This is a genomic window from Streptomyces sp. NPDC051909, assembly GCF_040681095.1.
In the GTDB taxonomy this organism is placed as follows: domain Bacteria; phylum Actinomycetota; class Actinomycetes; order Streptomycetales; family Streptomycetaceae; genus Streptomyces.
Genome location: NZ_JBFAYA010000002.1, coordinates 356,219 through 379,017 on the forward strand (window position 1 = coordinate 356,219; position 22,799 = coordinate 379,017).

Annotated in this window: 15 protein-coding genes; 6 read left to right on the plus strand and 9 right to left on the minus strand. The window is 73.6% G+C overall.

The features are described 5' to 3' along the window. The first annotated feature begins 56 nt into the window (after nucleotides 1–56). The 3 genes from AB0M18_RS04595 (at nucleotide 57) to AB0M18_RS04605 (ending at nucleotide 6,070) form a co-directional block, all read left to right on the plus strand. Nucleotides 57–794: a response regulator transcription factor gene (locus AB0M18_RS04595; RefSeq protein ID WP_265866529.1), complete on the plus strand. Its 738-nt coding sequence runs from the start codon at nucleotides 57–59 to the stop codon at nucleotides 792–794. 122 nt (nucleotides 795–916) lie between these two features. Then, nucleotides 917–1,969: an ATP-binding protein gene (locus AB0M18_RS04600; protein ID WP_365755492.1), complete on the plus strand. Its 1,053-nt coding sequence runs from the start codon at nucleotides 917–919 to the stop codon at nucleotides 1,967–1,969. Nucleotides 1,970–2,272: 303 nt separating this feature from the next. Next, a complete protein-coding gene (locus AB0M18_RS04605; RefSeq protein WP_365755323.1) occupies nucleotides 2,273–6,070 on the plus strand; it encodes a multifunctional oxoglutarate decarboxylase/oxoglutarate dehydrogenase thiamine pyrophosphate-binding subunit/dihydrolipoyllysine-residue succinyltransferase subunit in 3,798 nt (1,265 codons plus the stop codon). 97 nt (nucleotides 6,071–6,167) lie between these two features. On the opposite strand, the gene fxsT is transcribed toward AB0M18_RS04605, so the two are convergent. The 7 genes from fxsT to AB0M18_RS04640 all read right to left on the minus strand — a co-directional run bounded on the left by fxsT (nucleotide 6,168) and on the right by AB0M18_RS04640 (nucleotide 18,138). Continuing rightward, complete coding sequence (gene fxsT, locus AB0M18_RS04610) at nucleotides 6,168–9,167, minus strand: FxSxx-COOH system tetratricopeptide repeat protein (RefSeq protein WP_365755324.1); 3,000 nt, start codon at nucleotides 9,165–9,167, stop codon at nucleotides 6,168–6,170. 55 nt (nucleotides 9,168–9,222) lie between these two features. Further along, on the minus strand, nucleotides 9,223–10,506 hold the full coding sequence (locus AB0M18_RS04615) for an HEXXH motif-containing putative peptide modification protein (RefSeq protein WP_365755325.1): 1,284 nt from the start codon (nucleotides 10,504–10,506) through the stop codon (nucleotides 9,223–9,225). Between the two features lie 69 nt (nucleotides 10,507–10,575). Beyond that, on the minus strand, nucleotides 10,576–10,770 hold the full coding sequence (locus tag AB0M18_RS04620) for an FXSXX-COOH protein (RefSeq protein ID WP_365755326.1): 195 nt from the start codon (nucleotides 10,768–10,770) through the stop codon (nucleotides 10,576–10,578). A 206-nt stretch (nucleotides 10,771–10,976) separates the two neighbouring features. Then, nucleotides 10,977–14,162, minus strand: a complete 3,186-nt coding sequence (locus tag AB0M18_RS04625) for an SAV_2336 N-terminal domain-related protein (protein WP_365755327.1) — start codon at nucleotides 14,160–14,162, stop codon at nucleotides 10,977–10,979. A gap of 7 nt (nucleotides 14,163–14,169) precedes the next feature. Next, the gene (locus AB0M18_RS04630; RefSeq protein WP_365755328.1) at nucleotides 14,170–15,210 is read right to left on the minus strand and encodes a MoxR family ATPase; all 1,041 of its coding nucleotides are present in this window, start codon (nucleotides 15,208–15,210) and stop codon (nucleotides 14,170–14,172) included. A gap of 310 nt (nucleotides 15,211–15,520) precedes the next feature. Further along, nucleotides 15,521–17,608, minus strand: coding sequence for a trypsin-like peptidase domain-containing protein (locus AB0M18_RS04635; protein WP_365755329.1), 2,088 nt, complete (start codon nucleotides 17,606–17,608; stop codon nucleotides 15,521–15,523). After that, nucleotides 17,605–18,138: a CU044_2847 family protein gene (locus tag AB0M18_RS04640; RefSeq protein WP_365755330.1), complete on the minus strand. Its 534-nt coding sequence runs from the start codon at nucleotides 18,136–18,138 to the stop codon at nucleotides 17,605–17,607. The genes AB0M18_RS04635 and AB0M18_RS04640 overlap by 4 nt, the downstream gene beginning before the upstream one ends. 105 nt (nucleotides 18,139–18,243) lie before the next feature. Here AB0M18_RS04640 and AB0M18_RS04645 point away from each other — a divergent pair, with 105 nt between their 5' ends. Continuing rightward, nucleotides 18,244–18,426: a DUF6104 family protein gene (locus AB0M18_RS04645; RefSeq protein ID WP_019075209.1), complete on the plus strand. Its 183-nt coding sequence runs from the start codon at nucleotides 18,244–18,246 to the stop codon at nucleotides 18,424–18,426. Nucleotides 18,427–18,441: 15 nt separating this feature from the next. On the opposite strand, the gene AB0M18_RS04650 is transcribed toward AB0M18_RS04645, so the two are convergent. Further along, nucleotides 18,442–19,284: a hypothetical protein gene (locus tag AB0M18_RS04650; protein WP_365755331.1), complete on the minus strand. Its 843-nt coding sequence runs from the start codon at nucleotides 19,282–19,284 to the stop codon at nucleotides 18,442–18,444. 182 nt (nucleotides 19,285–19,466) lie between these two features. On the opposite strand from AB0M18_RS04650, the gene AB0M18_RS04655 reads away from it, so the two are divergent. Together AB0M18_RS04655 and AB0M18_RS04660 are read left to right on the plus strand one after the other, a co-directional pair. Beyond that, nucleotides 19,467–20,372, plus strand: coding sequence for a DUF4097 family beta strand repeat-containing protein (locus AB0M18_RS04655; protein WP_365755332.1), 906 nt, complete (start codon nucleotides 19,467–19,469; stop codon nucleotides 20,370–20,372). Nucleotide 20,373: 1 nt separating this feature from the next. Next, nucleotides 20,374–21,264: a helix-turn-helix transcriptional regulator gene (locus tag AB0M18_RS04660; RefSeq protein WP_365755333.1), complete on the plus strand. Its 891-nt coding sequence runs from the start codon at nucleotides 20,374–20,376 to the stop codon at nucleotides 21,262–21,264. Nucleotides 21,265–21,346: 82 nt separating this feature from the next. Here the strand turns inward: AB0M18_RS04660 and AB0M18_RS04665 are convergent, their stop codons facing one another. Then, complete coding sequence (locus tag AB0M18_RS04665; protein ID WP_365755334.1) at nucleotides 21,347–22,729, minus strand: cellulase family glycosylhydrolase; 1,383 nt, start codon at nucleotides 22,727–22,729, stop codon at nucleotides 21,347–21,349. Nucleotides 22,730–22,799: the final 70 nt, after the last annotated feature.

A 22,799-nucleotide genomic window follows, 5' to 3' on the forward strand; every position in this document is an offset into this window, starting at 1 on the left:
GACGCCGCCGCTGCCTCTAGGCTGCTGCACCGATGTTGGCGACGCGAGGCGGGGCAATGGAGCAGACACACACCACGAACCACGGTGCGGCGACGACTCCGGGAGCCCAGCGCAGAGTTCTCGTCGTGGAGGACGACGCCACGATCGTGGAGGCGATCTCCGCCCGGCTGCGGGCCGAGGGCTTCCTGGTGCAGACCGCGACCGACGGCCCGGCCGCCGTGGACGCCGCCGAGGCGTGGCAGCCGGACCTGATGGTGCTCGACGTGATGCTGCCGGGCTTCGACGGCCTGGAGGTGTGCCGCCGGGTGCAGGCCCAGCGCCCCGTCCCGGTCCTGATGCTCACCGCGCGGGACGACGAGACGGACATGCTGGTCGGCCTGGGCGTCGGCGCCGACGACTACATGACGAAGCCGTTCTCCATGCGTGAGCTGGCCGCCCGGGTGCACGTACTGCTGCGCCGGGTGGAGCGGGCCGCGCTCGCCGCCGTCACCCCGCGCAGCGGGATCCTGCGGCTCGGCGAGCTGGAGATCGACCACGCGCAGCGCCGGGTCCGGGTCCGCGCGGAGGACGTGCATCTGACGCCCACCGAGTTCGACCTGCTGGTCTGCCTGGCGAACACCCCGCGCGCGGTGCTCTCCCGCGAGCAGCTGCTCGCCGAGGTGTGGGACTGGGCGGACGCCTCCGGCACCCGGACCGTGGACTCCCACATCAAGGCGCTGCGCCGGAAGATCGGCGCCGAGCGGATCCGTACGGTCCATGGCGTCGGTTACGCCCTGGAGACCCCGGCGCCGTGAGCCGGCGGGGGCCCAGGGGGCCGGAGGGACCAGAGAGGCCCGAGAGGCCGGAGGAACCGGCGGCACCCGAGCCACCGAGCGGCCCCCGGGGGCCACTCGCGCGGCGCCGGCAACGGCACCGGATAGCGATCTCGATCAAGACCAAGCTGGGCGCCCTGGTCGTCGGGGCGGTCCTGCTGACCTCGGGCCTCGCCCTGGTGGCGATCCGCACCTCGACCGAGTTCCGCTACATCACGATCTTCGCGATGATCGCGACCCTGCTGATCACCCAGTTCGTGGCGCAGTCGCTGACCGCGCCGCTGGACGAGATGAACCATGTCGCCGGCTCGATCTCGCGCGGCGACTTCAGCCGCCGGGTGCGGGGCGCGGACCGCCGCGACGAGCTGGGCGACCTCGCCTCCACGATCAACCGCATGGCGGACGACCTGGAGGCCGTGGACCGGCACCGCAAGGAGCTGGTGGCCAATGTCTCGCACGAGCTGCGCACCCCCATCGCCGCCCTGCGGGCGCTTCTGGAGAACGTCGTGGACGGCGTCTCCGCGGCCGACCCGGAGACCATGCGGACGGCCCTGAAGCAGACCGAGCGGCTCGGCCGGCTCGTGGAGACGCTGCTCGACCTGTCACGACTCGACAACGGTGTCGTCACGCTCCGGCGCACCCGCTTCGAGGTGTGGCCGTATCTGTCCGGGGTGCTGCGCGAGGCCAATCTCGCCGCCTCCCAGCGCGGCCTGTCCTCCACCTCCGGCCTGCACCGCCGCACCGACGTGCATCTGCACCTGGACGTCTCCCCGCCCGAGCTGACCGCGCACGCGGACGCGGAGCGGCTGCACCAGGTGATGGCCAACCTGATCGACAACGCCGTGAAGCACTCCCCGCCGCACGGGCGCGTGACCGTACGGGCACGGCGCGGGCTGTGTCCCCAGTCGGTGGTGCTCGAGGTCGAGGACGAGGGCCCCGGGATTCCGGAGTCGGAGCGGCACAAGGTCTTCGAGCGCTTCAACCGGGGCGCGGTCCCCGCGCAGCAGGGCCCGGGCAGCGACGGCGGGACCGGTCTCGGCCTGGCCATCGCGCGCTGGGCGGTGGATCTGCACGGCGGTCACATCGGAGTGGCCGAATCGTCACGCGGCTGCCGCATTCAGCTCACTCTTCCGGGCAGCCTTCCCGCCCGGGATTGACGTAGGGTCCGAACCGGAAGCTCTCGTTCTGCGTGTACATGTACGACTGCCCCGTGCGGGATTCGTACAGGTGACGCGCGGGACCGGTCAGGGGTGCGGTCCAAGGGGGCCGCAGCCGCGGTTCTCCGTACCCTCACAGGACCGGAACCACGCTTGTTTCCCGCCATTCACAGCGGCGAAACACCCCGTCAAGTGTGACTTGCGCGACGTTGGAGTGCCCGGCCTGCACCTCCAGGCCAGGGAGGCGTAGCCTTTATTTCCGCTGTCCATCACCTTGTGAAGCGGAAGAGGGCGGTTGCCGCCGTGTCGTCTCAGTCCCCCAGTACCCCGAGCTCCCCGACCGACCAGGACGGGCAGGGGAAGTCCCCCGCCGCCGCCTTCGGTGCCAATGAGTGGCTCGTCGACGAGATCTACCAGCAGTACCTCCAGGACCCGAATTCGGTCGATCGTGCCTGGTGGGACTTCTTCGCCGACTACAAGCCCGGTGGCGCGGAGACCCCCGCCGCCCCGGCCGCCACCACTCCGAGCGCGCCCGCCGCGCCGCAGGCGGGCCCCGCACAGGCCGCACCTGCCGCGCCCGCCGCTCCGGCCTCCGTGCCCGCGCCGGCCGCCCCCGCCGCGGCCAGGCCCGCCGCCGCCGCTCCGGCTCCGGTGAAGGCCGCCCCGGCCGCTCCGGCCCCCGCGAAGGCCGCCCCGGCGAAGCCCGCCGCGGCCCCCGCCACCGATGCGCCCGCCGGCCCCGAGCTGATCACGCTCCGCGGCCCGGCCGCCGCCGTCGCGAAGAACATGAACCTCTCGCTGGAGATGCCGACGGCCACGTCCGTCCGCGCCGTCCCGGTGAAGCTGCTCTTCGACAACCGGATCGTCATCAACAACCACCTGAAGCGCGCCCGGGGCGGGAAGATCTCCTTCACGCACCTGATCGGCTACGCGATGGTGCAGGCGATCAAGGCCATGCCGTCCATGAACCACTCCTTCGCGGAGAAGGACGGCAAGCCGACCCTGGTCAAGCCGGAGCACGTGAACTTCGGTCTGGCGATCGACCTGGTGAAGCCGAACGGCGACCGCCAGCTCGTCGTCGCCGGCATCAAGAAGGCCGAGACCCTGAACTTCTTCGAGTTCTGGCAGGCCTACGAGGACATCGTCAAGCGCGCCCGCGTCGGCAAGCTGACCATGGACGACTTCTCCGGCGTCACGGTCTCCCTGACCAACCCCGGCGGCCTCGGCACCGTCCACTCCGTGCCGCGTCTGATGCCCGGACAGTCGGTCATCATGGGCGTCGGCTCCATGGACTACCCGGCCGAGTTCCAGGGCACCTCCCAGGACACCCTGAACAAGCTGGGCATCTCCAAGGTCATGACCCTGACCTCGACCTACGACCACCGGGTCATCCAGGGCGCGGCCTCCGGCGAGTTCCTGCGCATCGTCGCCAACCTCCTGCTCGGCGAGGAGGGCTTCTACGACGACGTCTTCAAGTCGCTGCGCATCCCCTACGAGCCGGTCCGCTGGCTCAAGGACATCGACGCCTCGCACGACGACGACGTCACCAAGGCGGCGCGGGTCTTCGAGCTGATCCACTCCTACCGGGTCCGCGGCCACGTCATGGCCGACACCGACCCGCTGGAGTACAAGCAGCGCAAGCACCCCGACCTGGACATCACCGAGCACGGCCTCACCCTGTGGGACCTGGAGCGCGAGTTCGCGGTCGGCGGCTTCGCCGGCAAGTCGATGATGAAGCTCCGCGACATCCTCGGCGTGCTCCGCGACTCGTACTGCCGCACCACCGGCATCGAGTTCATGCACATCCAGGACCCGAAGCAGCGCAAGTGGATCCAGGACCGCGTCGAGCGTCCCCACGCGCGTGTGGAGCGCGAGGAGCAGCTGCGCATCCTGCGCCGGCTGAACGCGGCGGAGGCCTTCGAGACCTTCCTGCAGACCAAGTACGTCGGCCAGAAGCGCTTCTCGCTGGAGGGCGGCGAGTCCGTCATCCCGCTGCTCGACGCGGTCATCGACTCGGCGGCCGAGTCCCGCCTCGACGAGGTCGTCATCGGCATGGCCCACCGCGGCCGCCTGAACGTCCTCGCGAACATCGTCGGCAAGTCGTACGCGCAGATCTTCCGCGAGTTCGAGGGCAACCTCGACCCGAAGTCGATGCACGGCTCCGGCGACGTGAAGTACCACCTGGGCGCCGAGGGCACCTTCACCGGTCTCGACGGCGAGCAGATCAAGGTCTCGCTGGTCGCCAACCCCTCCCACCTGGAGGCGGTCGACCCGGTCCTGGAGGGTGTCTCCCGCGCCAAGCAGGACGTCATCAACAAGGGCGGCACGGACTTCACCGTCCTGCCGGTCGCCCTGCACGGCGACGCGGCCTTCGCGGGCCAGGGCGTCGTGGCCGAGACGCTGAACATGTCGCAGCTGCGCGGCTACCGCACCGGCGGCACGGTCCACATCGTCATCAACAACCAGGTCGGCTTCACCGCGGCCCCCGAGTCCTCGCGTTCCTCGATGTACGCGACGGACGTGGCCCGCATGATCGAGGCGCCGATCTTCCACGTGAACGGCGACGACCCGGAGGCCTGCGTCCGCGTCGCGCGGCTCGCCTTCGAGTTCCGCCAGACGTTCAACAAGGACGTCGTGATCGACCTCATCTGCTACCGCCGCCGCGGTCACAACGAGGGCGACAACCCGCAGTTCACCAACCCGCAGATGTACACCCTGATCGACAAGAAGCGTTCGGTGCGCAAGCTCTACACCGAGTCGCTGATCGGTCGCGGCGACATCACCCTGGAAGAGGCCGAGCAGGCCCTCCAGGACTTCCAGGGCCAGCTGGAGAAGGTGTTCGCGGAGGTCCGCGAGGCCACCTCGGCGCCGGCCCAGGCGCAGGTCCCGGACGCGAAGCCGCAGTTCCCGGTCGCCGTGACCACCGCGGTCTCCCAGGAGGTCGTGAAGCGGATCGCGGAGTCGCAGGTCAACATCCCGGAGCGGGTCACGGTCCACCCGCGTCTGCTGCCGCAGCTGCAGCGCCGCGCGGCCTCGATCGACGACGGCACCATCGACTGGGGCTTCGGCGAGACCCTCGCCATCGGCTCCCTGCTGATGGAGGGCACCCCGGTCCGGCTGTCCGGCCAGGACTCCCGCCGCGGCACCTTCGGCCAGCGTCACGCGGTGCTGGTCGACCAGGAGACCGGCGAGGACTACACGCCGCTGCTCTACCTGACCGACGAGCAGGCCCACTTCAACGTCTACGACTCGCTGCTCAGCGAGTACGCGGCGATGGGCTTCGAGTACGGCTACTCGCTGGCCCGCCCGGACTCCCTGGTCGTCTGGGAGGCCCAGTTCGGTGACTTCGTCAACGGCGCGCAGACCGTCGTCGACGAGTTCATCTCCTCGGCCGAGCAGAAGTGGGGTCAGACCTCCGGCGTCACGCTGCTCCTGCCGCACGGCTACGAGGGCCAGGGCCCGGACCACTCGTCCGCGCGCCCGGAGCGCTTCCTCCAGATGTGCGCCCAGGACAACATGACGGTCGCCATGCCGACGCTGCCGTCGAACTACTTCCACCTGCTGCGCTGGCAGGTCCACAACCCGCACCACAAGCCGCTCATCGTCTTCACCCCGAAGTCGATGCTGCGTCTGAAGGCCGCGGCGTCGAAGGTGGAGGAGTTCACCACCGGCGGCTTCCGCCCGGTGATCGGCGACGACTCGGTGAACGCGGCCGACGTCCGCAAGGTCGTCTTCTGCGCCGGCAAGGTCTACTACGACCTGGAGGCCGAGCGCCAGAAGCGCGGCGTCACGGACACCGCGATCATCCGTCTGGAGCGCCTGTACCCGCTGGCGGGTGCCGAGCTGCAGGCCGAGATCGCGAAGTACCCGAACGCCGAGAAGTACCTGTGGGCCCAGGAGGAGCCGGCGAACCAGGGTGCCTGGCCGTTCATCGCGCTCAACCTGATCGACCACCTCGACCTGGCGGTCGGCGCGGACATCCCGGCGGGCGAGCGTCTGCGCCGGATCTCCCGCCCGCACTCCTCGTCCCCGGCGGTCGGCTCCGCCAAGCGCCACCAGGCGGAGCAGGCGCAGCTGGTCGCGGAGGTCTTCGACGCCTGATCCGAGGCGTACGGAGCGGTCGTACGTACGGAGGCCCGGCACCCCGAGAGGGGGTGCCGGGCCTCCGGCGTTCCCGGCTCCGGCGTTCCACGAGGGACTAGAAGTAGGCCTCGAAGTCCCAGTAGGGGCGGATGCGCTGGCGGGCGGACAGGGTGTGCGGGTGCTGGGCGCCCAGGGTCCGGGTGAGGGTCAGCAGGGCGTCCTCCTCCAGCTTGCCCGCCTCCTCGGTCTCCCGCAGGCCCCGCAGATCGGTGGCGAGCGCGATCTGGCAGGACAGGGTGAGCGGGTGGTCGTTGCCCAGGGTGTGCCGGGCCCGGCGCAGGGCGTCCCGGCTGAGTTCCGCGGCGTCGGCGACCCTGCCGTTGAAGTTCCGTGCGGCGCCCGCGTTGAGAGCGCAGCCGAGCACCCAGGGGTGGTCCGGGCCGAGGGAGGCGGTGAGCCCGGCGAGGGCCGCCTCCAGCATGGCGAGGGCGTCGGCGCGGTCTCCGGCCGCCTGCATGACGAGCCCGGTGCTGCTGAGCATGCCGGTGGCGAAGGGGTGGGCGGGGCCGAGGAGGGCGCGGTAGCCGGCCTCGGCCTCGGTGATCAGCTCGGTGGCCTTGGTCAGGTCGCCGTGCTCGCGCAGGAAGCTGCCGTAGTCGTTGATGAAGGCCAGCGTCACGTAGTGGCCGCGCCCGTGGACCTGTTCCAGCTGGTCGAGGGTGCTCGCCATCATGGCGCCGATGTCCTGCTGGAAGCCGCCTTCGCGACGCCGGCAGAGGGTGAGCTGGGCCCGGGCCTTGAGGGTCTGCGGGTGCAGCGGTCCGAGGACCTGTACGTGCATCCGCAGATTGGACTCCTGGCGGGCCAGGGCGTCCCGGTAGCGGCCGAGGAGCCGCAGGTCCTGGGCGCAGGCGATGCCGGAGTTGAGGGTGTTGGCGTGCCGGGGCCGCAGGACGGTCTCGCGGGTGGCCAGGGTCTCGATGTCGAGTTCGTACGCCTCCTGGTAGCGGCCGAGGAGCCGGAGTCCGAGGCCGAGGTTGAAGCGGGCGACGAGGCTGACGAAGTCGGTGTCGCCGAGCAGTCGCCGGGCCTCGTCGAGGACCTCGCGCTGCAGGGTCTCGGCGTCGGCGTACTGCCCGAGGTGGCGCAGGTCGCTGGCGAGGGCGCCGTCGCAGAGCATGACGCCGAGGTCGTTGACGGGGGTGGCCTCGCCGAGCCGCTGTCGCAGCGCGTGGTCCAGCTGGTGGGCCTCGCGGAACCGGCCGCTGGCGCGAAGGACGTTGCCTTCCTGGGTGGTGAGGTCGAGCATCGGCTGGGCGAGCGGGTCCATGAAGCCGCTCCAGCTGGCCCGGATCTTCTCGGCCAGCCTCGCCCCGGCCTTGAACTCACCGCTGCGGTAGCAGTAGCGCAGGCAGTTGAGGACGGCGTTCTGGATGCGGGGGTTGCGGCTGGTGAGCGCGCCCGAGGGTTCCAGGTGGGGCAGCAGCTCGGCGTAGCGGGGCCAGTGGCGGCTGTCCATGGGGTTGCCGGGGTCGGCCTCGGCGAGCAGGGTGCGCACGGCCTTGCGGTGGGCGTCCCGGTGGGGGCCGTCGGTGAGCCGGGCGACGATGTCGTGGACGAGCCGGTGCATGTGCACGGACTCCTGGTGGGGGCCGGTCTCCGTGGTGGGGCCGCGCATCTCCCGGGTGATGACCGAGTAGTTGACCAGGGTGTCCAGGGCCCGGCTCCAGGTGGGCAGGTCGGTGGTCATCCACCGCAGGTCCTCGGGAAGTTCGGCCTGCGGATAGGCGCGGATGATGCCGAGGGGGATGCGCCCGGGGGCGAAGGAGGCGCACAGGCTGAGGATCTCGACGGCCTGCGGCTGGGTGCGCCTCAGCCTGTTGATCAGTATGGCCCAGGAGGTGAGGGAGGCGTGCGGGTAGCCGTGGGTGGCCGCGCCCTCGTCGACGGTGGAGAGCCGGCCCTCCCGCACCATGCGCAGGTACTCCGGCACCTCCATGCGGGACTCGCCGAGCCAGGCGGCGGCCTGGACGAGCGGCAGGGGCACGTCGCCGAACTCGGCGGCGACCTCGTCGGCCTCGACCGCGGAGATGTGCGGGGCGCGGCGCATCAGGTAACCGGTGGACTCGGCCCGGTCGAAGCTGGGCACCTGGAGGATGTCGGTGTGCTCGCCCCAGGCCCGGTTGCGCGAGGTGATCAGGACGTGGCCGGGGCCGTGCGGCAGCATGATCTCGGCGCCGTCGGTGTCGTCCCAGCCGTCGAAGATCACCAGCCACTTGGCCTGCGGGTCGCCGCGCCGCAGGGCCTCGCGGACGGCTCGGATGCGTTCGCCGGGCTCGTTTCCGGTGGCGAGGCCGAGGGAGGCGGCGAGTTCGCCGAAGCGGTCGCGCTGGACGTTGCGGTCGTCGGAGCTGACCCACCAGACCACGTCGTAGTCGGGGCTGAAGCGGTGCGCGTACTCGGCGGCGATCTGGGTCTTGCCGATGCCGGACATGCCGAGCAGGGTGCAGGCGGCGTTGCCCCGTTCGGCGTCCATGAGCCGTTCCTGCAGTTCGGTCAGCAGATCGTCGCGGCCGGTGAACCGGGGGTTGCGGCGCGGTACCTCGCCCCAGATCTCGGGGGGCGTGTCGGGGTAACGGACCAGCGAGCCGGGCCCGACGCGGCGGGCGGCGGTCCGGCGCTGTCCGATGCCGAGCCGGCTGAGCAGCCGGGCCTCGGCCTCCTCCTCGCCGACCCCCCAGAGGCTGACGGGTTCGAGAACGGCGGTGGCGGGCAGCAGGGGCCGGTTGGTCAGGTTGACGGCGGCGAACCGGTCGGCCTGGGCCGCGACGAAACCGCGCAACACGTCGTTCCACTCGCCGGCCGGGCGGGGACCGAGCTCGAAGAACCAGTCGTTCAGGACGAGAAGGACCTGTCCGCGAGCGAGCAGCAGGTCGCCGAGGGAGTCCTCCAGGGGCACCTCGCGCGGCGGGTCCCAGCGCTGCAGGGTGTTCCGGACGCCCTGCAGGTCGAGCCGCTGCGCGATCCAGGTGGCCCAGGGGCGGTGATAGCCCGGAAAGACCACCAGGACGTGTTCCGGTCCGGTCGCGGCGCCGGCCCGCCCTTGTTCCGCCATCGTGTCTCCCTATCCGCTCACGCGCCACGGCGTGTCACATTCCTGCGACACAGTGTTACCCAAGGGGTCCGCGCACTCTGCCGAGGCTCGCATGATGCCTCTGCATGTGTCGGGCGAACTCCCGTCCTGCGATGGTCAGTTCATCCGATTCAAGCAGGATCTCCAGTGCGCCGCCCACCTGAATGTGGAAGCGCTCGAACCGGTGTTCCGCGCGCGTCCGCCACGCCCTCGGTGCACCGTCGGCGACGATCGCCCGCCGCCACAGGTCGGTGAGGGCGAGGTGCGCGTAGACACCCTGGTAGACCCCCGCGATGGGCCGGGGGTCCGTGCGCCAGCCGACCCGGTGCACGGAGGCCCTTCCCCGCCGGTGCAGGGGTACGAGCTCGTGCAGGGCGGCCAGCTTGCTGTGGTGCACCTCGTGCACGAGGGTCTCGGCCATCGCCCGGGGACTGACGGGCAGCGAGGCGAGCACGGCGCCCGGGGCGGCCCGGAGGGTGGCGCTCATCGGCACGGCACCGGGGCCCTCGGCGGCGGCGAGCGGGACGACGGCCCGTACGGAGCGGCGCACCTCACCGGCGCGGACCGGGTCGATCCGGTGCAGCAGTCGGTGGGCGACGCGCCAGCGCTCGTGCCAGGCGTCGGAATCGACGGCGGCGCGGTCGGCCGCGGCCCGGGGCGGCGCGCCCACACCGCCGGGCGGCACTCGATAGGGGTCCAGGTCGTCGAGCAGGGCCACGGTGCCGGGGAGTGTCCGCAGCGCCGCCCAGCCGGGGCCGAGCCCGGTGAGCCCGCCGCGTCCGGGGCGGGCGAGGAGCAGGCCCCGGGTGGCACGGGCGCCCTCCGGAACGATGCGCACCACCCGGCCGTGCGACCTGATCCGTACCAGCTCCGCGCCGATGTGGCAGCGCCCGACGCCGGTCAGCGACAGGGTTCCCCCGGGGGCGACGGCAGTCAGGTCGAGGGGGCAGCCGGCCCGCAGGGCCGCGGTGACGGCTATGGATTCGAGCCGGCCGAGACGATGATCCAGCTCGGCTCCGCCCTCGGCGCCGAGGGCGGCGGCGAGCCACGCCCCGGTGGTGGGGTAGTCGAGGACCTCCCGCGCCACGACCGGCCGGGCGCGTTCGGCCCGTTCGAGCAGCCGCCAGGCGTTCTCGAAGCGGTCGAGCACCGCCGGGTCGACGAGGTCGTGCTCGCGCCGGACGCGGATCAGCAGGGCCTTGAGCAGCAGCAGCCGGTGCCCGCGCAGCCCCGTACGGAGCGTCGACATGCCCAGGACGGCCGGGCCCGTCCTGGCCAGTTCGGCGAACTGGGCCTCGGTCAGGAGGCCGGTCGTCAGCACGCGCCCGCTCCACCGGCGGGCGGCCGGTGCGGAAATCCGGCCGAAAAGCGCCGGTGGGGGCGCGAGGTTTCAGGGGTTGCCCTCACTGACCCAGGACTCGCCGAGGTCGGGCAGCCGGCCGAGCACCCGCTCGGCCTCGGCCACCAGAGCGGGATGGTCCACGACCCGAAGGGTGTGCAGGTCGAGGGCGGCGAGATCGGGCAGGGGCGGAGGCGGTCCGGGATCCCGGGCGGTGCCGGTCTGCCACTGCGTGTGCTCCAACACCCTCGGCTCCTCCTCACCGGCCCTTGGCCGTGCCTTGTGGATCTTGCCGGGCGTCGGGAGCCCGGCAAGATCCACAAGACACGGCCATGTCCCCCACGGTCGTAGCGGCGGAGCGGTTCTTCCCGACCTCGCAAACCCAGAAACCCGTTCGACTCAACTGCCCCCACGCGCGCCCCCGTCATCAAGCCGTTCCGATTCCGCTCGGCCTACGCCTCCGCCTCCCGCCAGGGCCACCAGGGTGGCGCGAGTTGCTTCCGCTCCTCCCTGGAGAGCCGGTCCGGCCGCGGGCGCGGGTTCGCCGTCATCGCCGCGAGCAGCGCCCGTGTCCGCTCCACGTCCCCCCAGTCCAGGGCCACGAGCGCCCCGTCGAGGCGCCGCCACTGCTCGGCGGCGGCGCGCAGCGCGGCCGTGGCGGCCGCCAGGCGGTCCATCAGGAGGAGGACCGTGCCCTGGCCGTGCAGGGCCCGGGCCAGGGTCACCGTGCCCGGGTTCGTGCCGTGGGCGGTGCGGGTGTCCTCGGCCGCGCGCTGGTAGGCGGTGAGGGCGTCGGCGAGGTGCCCGTCGCGGGCGGCCTCGCTCAGGTGGAGCCGGACCCAGGCGAGTTGGAGCAGCACCTCGGCGCGGGCGGCCGGGCCCTGGGCGGTGCGGACGGCCTGGTCGAGGAGGTGGCGGCTCTCGAAGAGGTCGGGCAGGAAGCCCGCGCGGTCGAAGCGCAGCGCGAGGACGCTGCCGATGAGGACGATGGCCCGGAAGCGGACACCGGCGGTGGCGGGCAGGCAGGTGAGGGCTTCGCGGAGCACGGACTCGGCGCGGTCGACGGGGGCCGTGCCGGTGCCGGCGGCGGCCCGGCGCAGCAGGGACTCGCCCCAGGTGAGGAGGAGTCGGCCGCGCTGTTCGCCCTCGGCGGGGGTGAGCAGGGTGGCGCGCTCGTAGGCCTCGTCGGCGGCCGGGCCGTCGCCGGTGGTCTCGTGGAGCCGGGCCCGCGTGGTGGTCCAGCGCAGCAGGAGCGCGGAGGAGTCGCCGAGCAGGGGCTCGGCGCGGTCGAGGGCGTCGGCGACGCGCGCGGGCGGGGCGGCGGCGAGGAGCAGGGCGTCGGCCAGGTCGAGCAGGACCGGGCCGGTGGCCCGCAGATCGAGCGCCGCGGTGAACTCGGCGGCGGCCTCGGCGCCTTCGGTGCGGGCGAGGTGCAGCCGGCCGCGCCGTACGCGCAGGGCGTGCCGGTGGCTCTCCGGCCAGTCGGCAGGGTCTCCGGCGAGCGCGGCGAGGGCCTCGTCGAGCCGGCCGGTCTCGTCGGTGTGCCGCCACAGCGCGTGCTGGACGGCGGCCTGTTCGAGCCGGGCCTCGGCCCAGTCCGGGCCGCCGGGTGCGGCGAGCTCCCCGGCCCGTACGAGCTCGGCCAGGGCCCGGTCGAGCAGTTCCCGGCGCTGTCCCCGGTCCCGTACGGCCGCGGTGCCGGCCTGCGCGTACAGCACCTGGCCGAGCACCAGACGGGCCCCGGCGAGGTCCTCGGGGCGGGCGGGCGGCCCGTCGGCGCCGAGCGCGGTCTCGGCGAGCTCGCGGGCGGCGGCGAGGAGCGAGGGGTCGGACTGGCCGCGCCACCGGTCGAGCAGCCGGCGGGCGGCGGCGAGCGGTTCGGGGGTGACGAGATCGGGGTGGTAGAAGCGCAGCACGCGCGCGGGGATGCGGGCGAAGAGCTCGGAGGCGGCGCCCGCCTGCGGTTCGTCGTCCTCCGCCGGCACGGTGGCGGCGCCGCCGGGCGTGGCCGGTTCCTCGTCGGTGCCCTGCCCGGCGAGCCGGGCGGCGGCGAGGGCGGGGAAGTTGCGCATGCCCTGCCCGAAGTGCCGTTCGACGAACTCGGAGCAGTGTTTGAGGACGAGCGCGGCGGCGCCCCGGTCGAGCGAGCCGAGGAGGTGGTCCTGCACGGCCGGCGGATAGCTGAAGCAGGGGTACGGGGTGGGGCCGGGCAGCCGTCGTAACAGGCCGCTGAGCAGCACCTCGGCGAGCTCCATGGGGCCGGTGTCGGGGAGCATGGCGCGCTGCACGAGCTGCATCACGGGCAGCGCGAGCGGGGCGGCGGCGAGGTGCACGGCGAGCCGGACCGCCCCGGGCGAGGCCCCGGCCCGGAAGGCGCGCAGGAGTTCGTCGTCGCCGCGCCGGGCGGCGGCCGTTCCGGGCAGCGACGGGTCGGCCGGACGTGCGGATCCGGCCGGTACGGGGCCGATGCGGGCGGCCCAGCCGCGTACCGCTCCCCCGCCGTGCCCCGTGAGCAGCCGCGCCCAGGAGGCGAAGGCCTCGGGGGTCGGGGTGAGCACGGGCACGGCCCGCAGGTCGGCGGCGACGGGGTCCCAGTCCGGCTCGTCGGGTTCGAAGCGGACGTGCCCGCCGGGACCGGCCGGGCGTTCCAGGGTGCCGGGTTCGACGGGCAGCGCGGTGCGCGGCCACAGCCGGGGCGGCAGTGGCTGGACGAGGGCGAGCGGGGAGTGCCGGGGCCACTGGTGGATGAGCTTCTGGGCGGCGCCGCGCTGCCAGAGCGGGCCGACGCAGTCGGAGACGACGAGGGTGAGGCGGCGCCCGGTGGGGTCGTGCAGCTGGTCACCGGGCCGGAGCCGGGGACGGCCGTCGGGTCCGCTGGTGGTGGTGACGAGCGGCGGGCCCTCGCCGGTGTCGTGCAGGCGGTGCACCCGGACGTCACGGAAGGCACCGGACTGCTGGCAGGCCTGGCGCAGTTCCTCGACCATCCGGGTCCAGACGACCATGGCGGGCCCGGTGTCCATGAGCAGCTGGATGTCGGGGCGCTGGCCGGCGGCGGGGCGCAGCACGGGGGTGAGGATCCCGGAGGCGGCGCTGCGCTCGGCGGTGGCCTCCTCGTCGAGGCGCTGCCCGCCGGGGCGGGCGGGCAGTCGGGCGGCGTAGTGGCGCAGCGGCCGGAGCGCCTTCTGCAGGCCGAGGAGGCCGGGCAGGGCGTTGGCTCCGGGGGCTCGGACCGGCAGGGCGGCACCGCCGCCCCGGGCCCGCTGGGCGAGTCCGCCGAGCTCCCCACCGGGTCCGCCGCCGTCCTTCGGCATCAACAGGTCGACGGTCTCGGCCGGCCGGCCGGGTGGTGCGCCCGAGGCGTCCGGGGCATCCGGGGCGTCAGGGTCCGACGGGGCGCCGGTGGCGGGTGTGCCACTGACGCCGGTGGCACCGGTCGCGCCGTTGGCCGGATCCCGACGGTCCTCGTCGGTGCCCGGCGGGCCCGGCGGGCCCGGCGGTGGGTCCCCGGCCCGCCCCGCCGGGTCGGCGCGAGGCAGCCACTGGGCGAGCCAGACGGCGTCCGCGATCTCCTCGGCCGTCGGGTCCTGCCCGCCGGCCCGGAGTCTGCGGGTGAGCTCCTCCAGATGCATCCGGTGCATCCGGCCATCACCTCGGCTGATCGAGCGGCTGCATGAGCATGTCCGCGATGCGGTCCCGCGTCACCCGCTCGGCGCGGGGGGCGTGCTGGGTCAGATAGAGGGCGTTGAGCAGCTGGTCGGTGGCGATGACCTCGCCCGGCTCCCGGTGCAGGAAGCGGGCGACGAGACCGGGTTCGGCGGTCACGGCGTCCGCCCCGAGGTGGGCCTCGATCATGGCGTTGAGCTGCTCCTCGCCGGGCGCCTCCAGCTCCAGGCGGATGCAGCGGCGCAACAGGGCGGCGGGGAAGTCCCGTTCGCCGTTGGAGGTGAGCACGATGAACGGGAAGGTGGTGCAGCGGATCCGTCCTCCCTGCACGGGCACCTTGCGTCCGTCGTCGGTGAGCACCCGCACCACCGGTTCGCGGTCGGCGAGCCGCTCCAGCTCGGGGATCGCGAACTCGCCCTCCTCCAGGGCGTTCAGGAGGTCGTTGGGCAGGTCGAGGTCGCTCTTGTCGAGCTCGTCGATGAGCAGCACCCGGGGCAGCTCGGAGGGCAGCAGCGCGGTGCCGAGCGGCCCGAGCCGCAGGTACGAGCCGATGCCGGCCGCGCTCGCGGCACCGCCGTCCCCGGCGCCCTCCTCCGCTTCCTCGGCGGTACGGGCCTCGGCGCGGGCGCGCTCCAGCTGCACGTCCTGGAGGCGGCCGATCGCGTCGTAGCGGTAGAGGCCGTCCTGGAGCGTCGAACGGCTGACGATCGGCCACCGCAGGACCCGTCCGAGGCCCAGCTCGTGGGCGACGGCGTGCGCGAGGGTGGACTTGCCGGTGCCGGGGTTGCCGGTGACGAGCAGCGGACGGCGCAGGTAGAGCGCGGCGTTGACGGCGTCGGTCTCGGCGGGCCGGGGGTGGTGGTTCTGCACGAGCCGCCGGCGCACGCCGAGCCGCCGGTCGGAACCGGCCAGGGTGTCGTCGGCGCCGCCCGCGGAGAAGTCCCGCCACGGGGGCGGCGCGGGGAGCCGCCGTATCTCGTCGTGCGGATGGCCGGCCCCACGGTAGATCCGCCAATCGTTCACGCCTTACCCCTCCTGGCTGCGATGCCTGTGCCGACCCCCGTCGACCGTACCGCTCGGACCTCCGGTCCGTCTCCGGCCAATCCGGCCCCGTCGAGCGGGAGTTGACCCGGACGGCCGAAGGCCGTCCGCATCCGCCCTCCCCGTGCCCGGACTCCGGGCGCCTGCCCCGTCCAACCTGCCCCGTCGCGGGCGGGTCGAGTCCGCCCGGTGCCGGACGGACTCGCACGGACTCCCTCTCGGACAACCGTCCGGACCCCCGCCAGGACTCCCGCCCGGCCCCTGACCGTTCCCCCATCCCGTCCCGTACGGGTCACCGCTCCTCCTCGCCGAGCAGCGACGGGCCCTCCAAAGGGGCCTCGAAGGGCGGGCGGTCGGGCGGGTCGTACAGGACGGCCAGGCCCTCGGCCCAGGCGTGCTCGGCCCACTCCCGGGGGTCGGCCTCGGTGTCGCCCACGCGTCGGCGCAGGGTGCGCACGGGCCGGTGCAGTCCTTCGGCGGCGCCCGCGCCCGCGAGCAGCACCCCGGCGCCCTTGTGGAACTCGGGGCAGTCGCCGTGCTCGCGGGCCGCGTGCCGCCACAGCGCGACCGGGTGCCCGGCGGCCAGCGCGGCGTCCATCGCGCGCCGCCCGTCGCCCGTGCCGACCGGGCCGCAGAAGATCGGCACACTGCCGTCCGGAGCCCCGTCCAGGCGCTCGTACGACGCCGTCTGGCTCTCCTTGCGCAGGTGCGGGGCGTGCGCCTCGGCGCCCGCGGCGAGCACCTCGGCGCGCAGCGGCACGGCCCGCAGCGGACCGCCCTCGCTGCCCCGCCAGCGCCGGTGCCACTCCGGCGACGGCCGGCGACGGCTGCGCCGGCGGTCGCGGAGGACGACGGTGCGCCGCTGGCCGAGCGGCAGGGAGCGCTCGCCGAAGGGTTCGTCCTCGGGCGCGAGCCGCCAGGTGTCGAAGGGCACGTCGAACAGCTCGCGCGGCACCACGAATTCGACCGCGGCGAGGTGGTCGCCGCTGTCCCCGTGGCCCAGGGCCTCGTCGAGCGGGCCGCGCAGGCTGTCCTGGAGCCGGTCCCGGAGCAGTCCCTCGTCGTGGCCGGCCAGCGGGGTCATGGTGCGGCCGTCGAAGAGCAGCATCACGCGCCAGGTGTAGCGCGGGGCGCCGGTGACCCAAGGCACGGGGTCGATCTCGATCCGCACGTCGGCGCGCGGCCCGGCCGCCGTGGCGGGGGCGGCGGGGTCCGGGGGCGCGGGGTCGAGCAGGGCGGCGATCTCCTCGCGCACGGCCGCGTGGGCGTCGCCGGACTCGTCGGTGATCCAGTCGACCAGGCTCCGCAGCCCGACGGCCGTCGGGCTGCCGGGGGCGGCCTCGGCCCCGTAGCGCTCGGTGAGGTGGCGGACGACGTGCGCCGCGTAGAGGAGCACGGCGTCGAGTCCGAGGTCGGTACTGCCCCGCCCGTCCTCCCGCTCGCTCGTGTGCAGTTCGTGGAGCAGGCCCACACCGTCGCGCCAGGTGTGGGCGCGGGCCTCCAGGACGGCCTGGTAATCGGGATGGAGGACCCGGCGCTTGACCGCGTCGACGAGGCCCATCACATCGCCGGGCACGGTGGGCGAGGGGAGTTCGGCGAAGCGCCCGTACAGATGCGTGCGCCGGGCGGGGCTGACCCCGCGGGCCGTGGCCGGCCACAGCGACATCTGGGCGTCGGTCCAGGTGCGGCGTCCGGGGCGGAGCGAACGGTGGCGGGCGAGGTGGTGGCGGTCGTGGGCGCGCAGCACCTCGTGGAGGACCTGGCCGCCGGGCACGTCATGGAGCTCGCGCAGCGAGGTGAGCGGGACGGCGGCCCCCTCGTCCTGGCCGCGGCCCTTGTTGACGCCGATGACGGCGCCCCTGGTGAGGTCGACGACCGGGCCGCCGGAGCAGCCCTCGACGGGGACGCCCCATTTGAGGAGCAGGGCGCCGGCCTCGAAGCCGTACGCCGTGCCGAGGACGTCCCGGACGCCGACCTCCCCGGTCTGCCGGGCCCAGCCGTGCAGGCTGACCTGGGTGGGGGTGGTGGGCGGGCGCTCGCTGAGCCGTACGCAGGCGGCGTCCTCGGCGCCCTCGACGCGGACGAGCGCGAGGTCCGGGAACTCCCAGAAGTCGAGCTCGTCCTCGGGCGTGGCGGGGCGCGGCCTGGCCAGCACCACCTGGCCGGTGGTCCGGCCGCCCTCCCAGGTGATGCCGACGGCGGGTTCCTCTCGCCACACCGCGCTCCCCCCTTTGGCCACGACGTGGGCACAGGTCAGCACCCAGCCGGGGGCGATGAAGAATCCCGTGCCCCAGAACGGGTCGCCGTGCGGGTCATACCCGTCGCCGGGAGCGGCGATGCGCACGAGTGCGGGGCGCACGAGAGCGTCGAAGGCGCTCATACGGCGCCAGGGCCGTTCTCCGGGGAGGCTGCGGGCGAGGGCAGGGTCGGCGGCGCCGGAGGCATGGGGGGTACGGGTGCGGGTACGGGAGCGGGCCGGGGTGCGGGCGCGGTCTGGTCGGCGGGGGCGGCCCGGTCGGCGGGGGCCGGGGCGGCCTCCTCCGCGCGCGTGGCGCCGTCCTCGGCGGGGCGGCCGGGTTCCGTCCAGGTCAGGGACACGTTGATCGAGGCCTTGCCGCCGCCGTCGGCGAGCACTCCGATCACCTTGCCCGCCTGCGCGGAGAGCTCGATGCCGAAGCTGACCGCGACCTCGACCGAGCCCTCCGGGTCGAGTCCGGCGCGCAGCGAGCCGACCACCCCTCGCACCACGTCCGTCAGCCCGCCGGCCATGGAGACCACCCGGTCGCCGATCCGGTCCCCGATCCCGGTGTCCTGGAACCCGCCGCCCCGGCGCAGCTCCTCCGCCGCGCTGACCCGGGCCCACACGGGCGTGCCGTCGTCCAGCCGAATCCGAGCGATCCCATCCGTCACAGCGGCCCCCGCTCCCCGAAACGATGATGAAAGAGGCTAGTCCGTGGGACGTGAGAGGAACAGGGGACGCGGTCGGCTTCGCTGACCACGGCCTATTCTGATCGCATGTACTTCACCGACCGTGGCATCGAGGAACTGGAGAAGCGGCGCGGCGAGGAGGAGGTCACCTTCGAGTGGCTCGCCGAGCAGCTGCGCACGTTCGTCGACCTGAATCCCGACTTCGAGGTGCCGGTCGAGCGCCTCGCGACCTGGCTGGCGCGGCTCGACGACGAGGACGACGACGAGTAGGCACCGGCAGAGCCGTCAGGTCACTTCGCGCAGGCGGTCGTCGAGGCGGTCGCACAAGCGGTCGTAGGCGAGCCCTGCGACCCCGTGGGCGACGAGCAGCGCGCCGGCCGTCGTCCAGCCGCCACTGCGCCGGCCGATCCCCCAGGCGAGCAGCGGCAGCCCGGCCGCGAGCTGGGCGGCGGCGAGGAGGCGGGCGCGGGGGCCGCGCAGATACGGGCCGATGCGGGTGTCCTGGACGGCGCCGAGCTCGGCGCGTACGGCGTCCCGCCAGCCGGACCATTCGAGGTGTTCGGCGCCCTGGGCGCGGGCGGCGGCGCGCAGCCGGTCGGCGCTGTCGCCGGGCGTGAGGCCGGTGGGCAGGGCGAGTCCGCTGCGGGCGAGGACGGCGGTGAGCCCCACGAGCCGGGCGTGGGCGTCGGCGTCCGGGTCGGGCCGGGTGAGCGGTTCCAGAGCCTGGACGTCGAGCACGGGGTCGAGCGCGAGGCGCTCGGCGAAGGTCCGCATGGCCTCGTCCTCGCCGACCGGGGTGCCGTCGGCGAGCCAGGTGTAGCCGACGGTGCGGCGGAAGCCGGCGGCGAGGGTGAGTCCGGCGCGGTCCGCGTCCCACCACAGTGCGAGAACCGGCCAGGTGGCGGCGCCGACGGCGAGGGCGGTGGCCCAGCCGGTGACGACCCGTTCGACGGGTTCGCCGTCGTCGAGCCAGGGTTTCCCCTCCGGGACGAGCACGCTCCAGTCGGGTCCCGCGGGCGCGAGGAGGAGCTGTTCGCGGAGCAGCTGGGCCGGCGGGCGGACCGCCGGGGGCTCGGCACGGCAGAGCAGCAGCGCTCCGGCGGAGCGGGTTCCCGATGTCGCAGTCATGCCCCCAACGTAGGGCAATTGTCCGCTTTCAGCGGTGAATGCCCCAGAGCGCCGATGCCGCGACCCCTGTCAGGGGTGAGTCAGGGTTGACTTGACCGTACCGCGATATATCGTGTCTATCGGAAGACGCGATATGTTGCGTCGTCGTCGACGTCGTGACCGTGACACGGGAGGGCAGCACCATGACAGAGTGGTCCGTCACCGAGCCTCGCAAGATCCCGCTGACCGACCCCGTCAAGCGGCTCCAGGTCCGTGTGGTCAACGGAGCGGTGAACGTGGTGGGCACCGACGAGAGTTCCGCGCGGGTGGAGGTCTCGGAGATCGAGGGCCCGCCGCTGATCGTCACGCAGGAGGGCTCCACGCTGGTCGTGACCTACGAGGACCTGCACTGGAAGGGCCTCCTCAAGTGGCTCGACCCCAAGGGCCACCGGCGCCGGGTCGTGGTCTCCGTGGCCGTGCCGGCCGGTGCCGAGGTCGAGGTCGGCGCGGTCGGCGCCGAGACCGTGATCTCCGGCGTCAGAGGACGCACGGCGGTGCGCGGCGTCACCGGGGACACCACGCTGGTCGGCCTGCGCGGCCCGGTGCGCGCCGAGACCGTCTCCGGGAACCTGGAGGCGCAGTCGGTCACGGGCGCCCTCCACGTCAACTCGGTGACCGGCGACCTCACGGTGATCGACGGCGCGGGGTCGGCCGTGAAGGCCGAGACGGTCAGCGGGGACATGGTGATCGACCTCGACCCGGCGGCCGGCCTCGACGGGCCGCCCGCCGACATCCGGCTGGCCAGTGTCTCCGGCGAGATCGCGATCCGGCTGCCGCACCCCGCGGACGCCCGGGTCCAGGCGACCACCACCAGCGGCTCGGTGTCGAGCGCGTTCGACGACCTGCGGGTCGGCGGCACATGGGGCACCCGGTCGATCACCGGCACCCTGGGCGCCGGCCGGGGTGCGCTCAAGGCGACCACGGTGTCCGGTTCCATCGCCCTGCTGCGCCGCCCCGAGCCGGAGACCGAGCCCGCGACCGGGCCGGACGGCGACGGCGACGGCGACGGCTCGGCCGCCTCCTCCCCCACGACCGGAAAGGTCCTCTGACATGGCGCCCGTCTTCGCTCACGGCCGGCTCCGGCTCTATCTGCTCAAGCTGCTCGACGAGGCCCCCCGCCACGGGTACGAGGTGATCAGGCTCCTGGAGGAGCGCTTCCAGGGCCTGTACACGCCCTCGGCGGGCACGGTCTATCCACGGCTCGCCAAGCTGGAGGCGGAGGGTCTGATCACCCACGCCACCGAGGGCGGCCGCAAGGTCTATTCGATCACCGACGCCGGCCGGGCCGAGCTGGCCGGGCGCGGCGGCGAACTGGCGGACCTGGAGGAGGAGATCCGCGAGTCCGTCTCCGAACTGGCCGCCGAGATCCGCGACGACGTGCGAGGTGCCGCCGGGAAGCTGCGCAGCGAGATGCGGGCGGCGGCGAGCGCGTCCCGCTCGACGGGCGCCTCGGCCTCCTTCGACGCACGGGAGGAGCTGCGCAAGGCCAAGCAGGAGCTGAAGGAGCAGGCCCGACAGGCGCGGGCGGAGGCGCAGTCGGCGAAGCTGCAGGCGAAGGAGTACCAGCGGATCGCGCAGCAGCTCCAGGACCAGTTCCAGGACCGGCTGAAGGGCGGCGACTGGCCGAAGGGCGTCTGGGAGGGCATTTCGGACATCACCGCCCAGCTGGGCAACCTGGTGACGGGCACAGCCCACGGCCCGGCCGCCGGCCGGCCCGGCTCGCCCGAACAGGCCGTCTCCGACTGGGCGAAGGACATCGACGGCGCGGCCGAGCCGGCCCGCGAGCTGGACCGGCTGCTCGACCGCTTCCGCGACGACGTCCGCGACGCCGCCCGGGACCACGGCGTGAGCCGTGACCAGCTGGCCGAGGCCCGCCGCCATCTGGCGACGGCGGCGGACGGCATCCTGTCCCTGCTCGCCCCGGACCGCCACAGGCCGTAACGGCCGTCGCGCCGGGCCGGCCCTGGCCCGGCCCCGGGCCGGGAGGGCCCGGCGCCGGATCGGCCCGGTCGGTTCCCGCCGGTCAACCGCGGTCGGTGGCGGTCACCGTGACCGTCACCCGGCTGCCGGGGGCGGCGATGACGAGGGCTCTGCCCTGGGCGGGGCGGAGCACGATCGCCCTGCCCCCGGTCGCGACCTGCCACGCGCCCGGGGGCAGGGAGAGTTCGGTGACGCGGGAGCCGCGGGGGCCGGCGGCGTCGTACTCCAGGCGGTAGACGCCGGCTGTGGCGTTGTAGGAGGAGGCGCGGACGGTGCCGGCGACGGCCTCGGCGTAGGGCTCGGCGGTGAGCTCCTTGTTCGTACGGAAGGTGCCGTCGCCGTTCACCGCGCAGTAGCCGCCGCCGTAGCACCAGACGTAACCCGCCCAGCCGGAGCTGTAGCGGCCGAGCGAGCTCATGGCATCGCGGTAGAAGCGGTTCATGTTCGGGAGGGAGTTGTTCAGCGGGCCCCATTCGCCCACGACCACCGGGACCTTGTACTGCTTGGGGTAGAGGGTCACCGCCTGCTCGTAGCTCTCGATCCAGCCGGCGGCCGGGTCGTAGTCCGCACCCGCCTCCATGCCGGTGTTGTAGAAGTGCGGGGCGTACACGACCTTGGGGTCGTCGATCCGGCCGAGGCCGGTGGGCACGCCCTCGCCGACGATCGGGGTCGGCTCGACGAAGACCCAGGCGTCGGGGTCGGCCGAACGGATCGCGTCCGCCAGGCGGTTGTACATCGGGGTGAGCTGCTCGGACTCGATGCGGCGGGCCGCGGTGGGCAGGTCCTCGCCCTCGCGGAGTTCGCCCATGGGCTCGTTGATGGGGTCGTAGCCGAGGACGGCCGGGTGGTCGTCGAAGCGTTCGGCGAGGACGCGCCACATGCGGGCCTGGGCGCGGCGCAGGTCGGCGTCCTCGTAGAGGTGGGTGAAGGCGCGCTGCACGGCGGGCTGGAAGTACTCGGAGAACCAGTCGTCGGGGTTGCGCTCGAAGGGCAGTCCGTCGGTCCGGGTGGCCCACTCGGGGATGCCTCGGTGCCCGAAGGCGGGGCCGAAGACGTCCTGGTGGGCGTCGATGAGGACCTTGACGTCGTACTTCTCGGCCCAGTCCAGGATGCGTTCGATCCTGCGCAGATAGTCCTGGCTGTACTGGCCGGGGCGGGGCTCCAGGTCGTCCCAGAAGACCAGCAGCCGGGCGAAGTCGAAGCCCTTGGCGCGCATGTCGCGGAAGTGCTTCTCGGTGATGGCGGAGAGGGCGGCCGGGCCGCGGTTCGCCTTGTCCTCGACGTTCCAGCCGCGCAGCGTGAGGGTGCGGCCGTGGGAGTCGGTGAGGGCGGGTATCGCGTCGCCCGGGTCGGCGTGGACCCGCGGGGCGGCGGGTGCGATCAGCGAGGCGGCGAGGGCGCCCGCCACGAGGGTGGTACGCAACAAGGGGGACCTCCGACAGGCGATGTGAGCGTTGTTCACCTTTTCGCGGTGCCGGAGATCCCAGCAGGTCAAC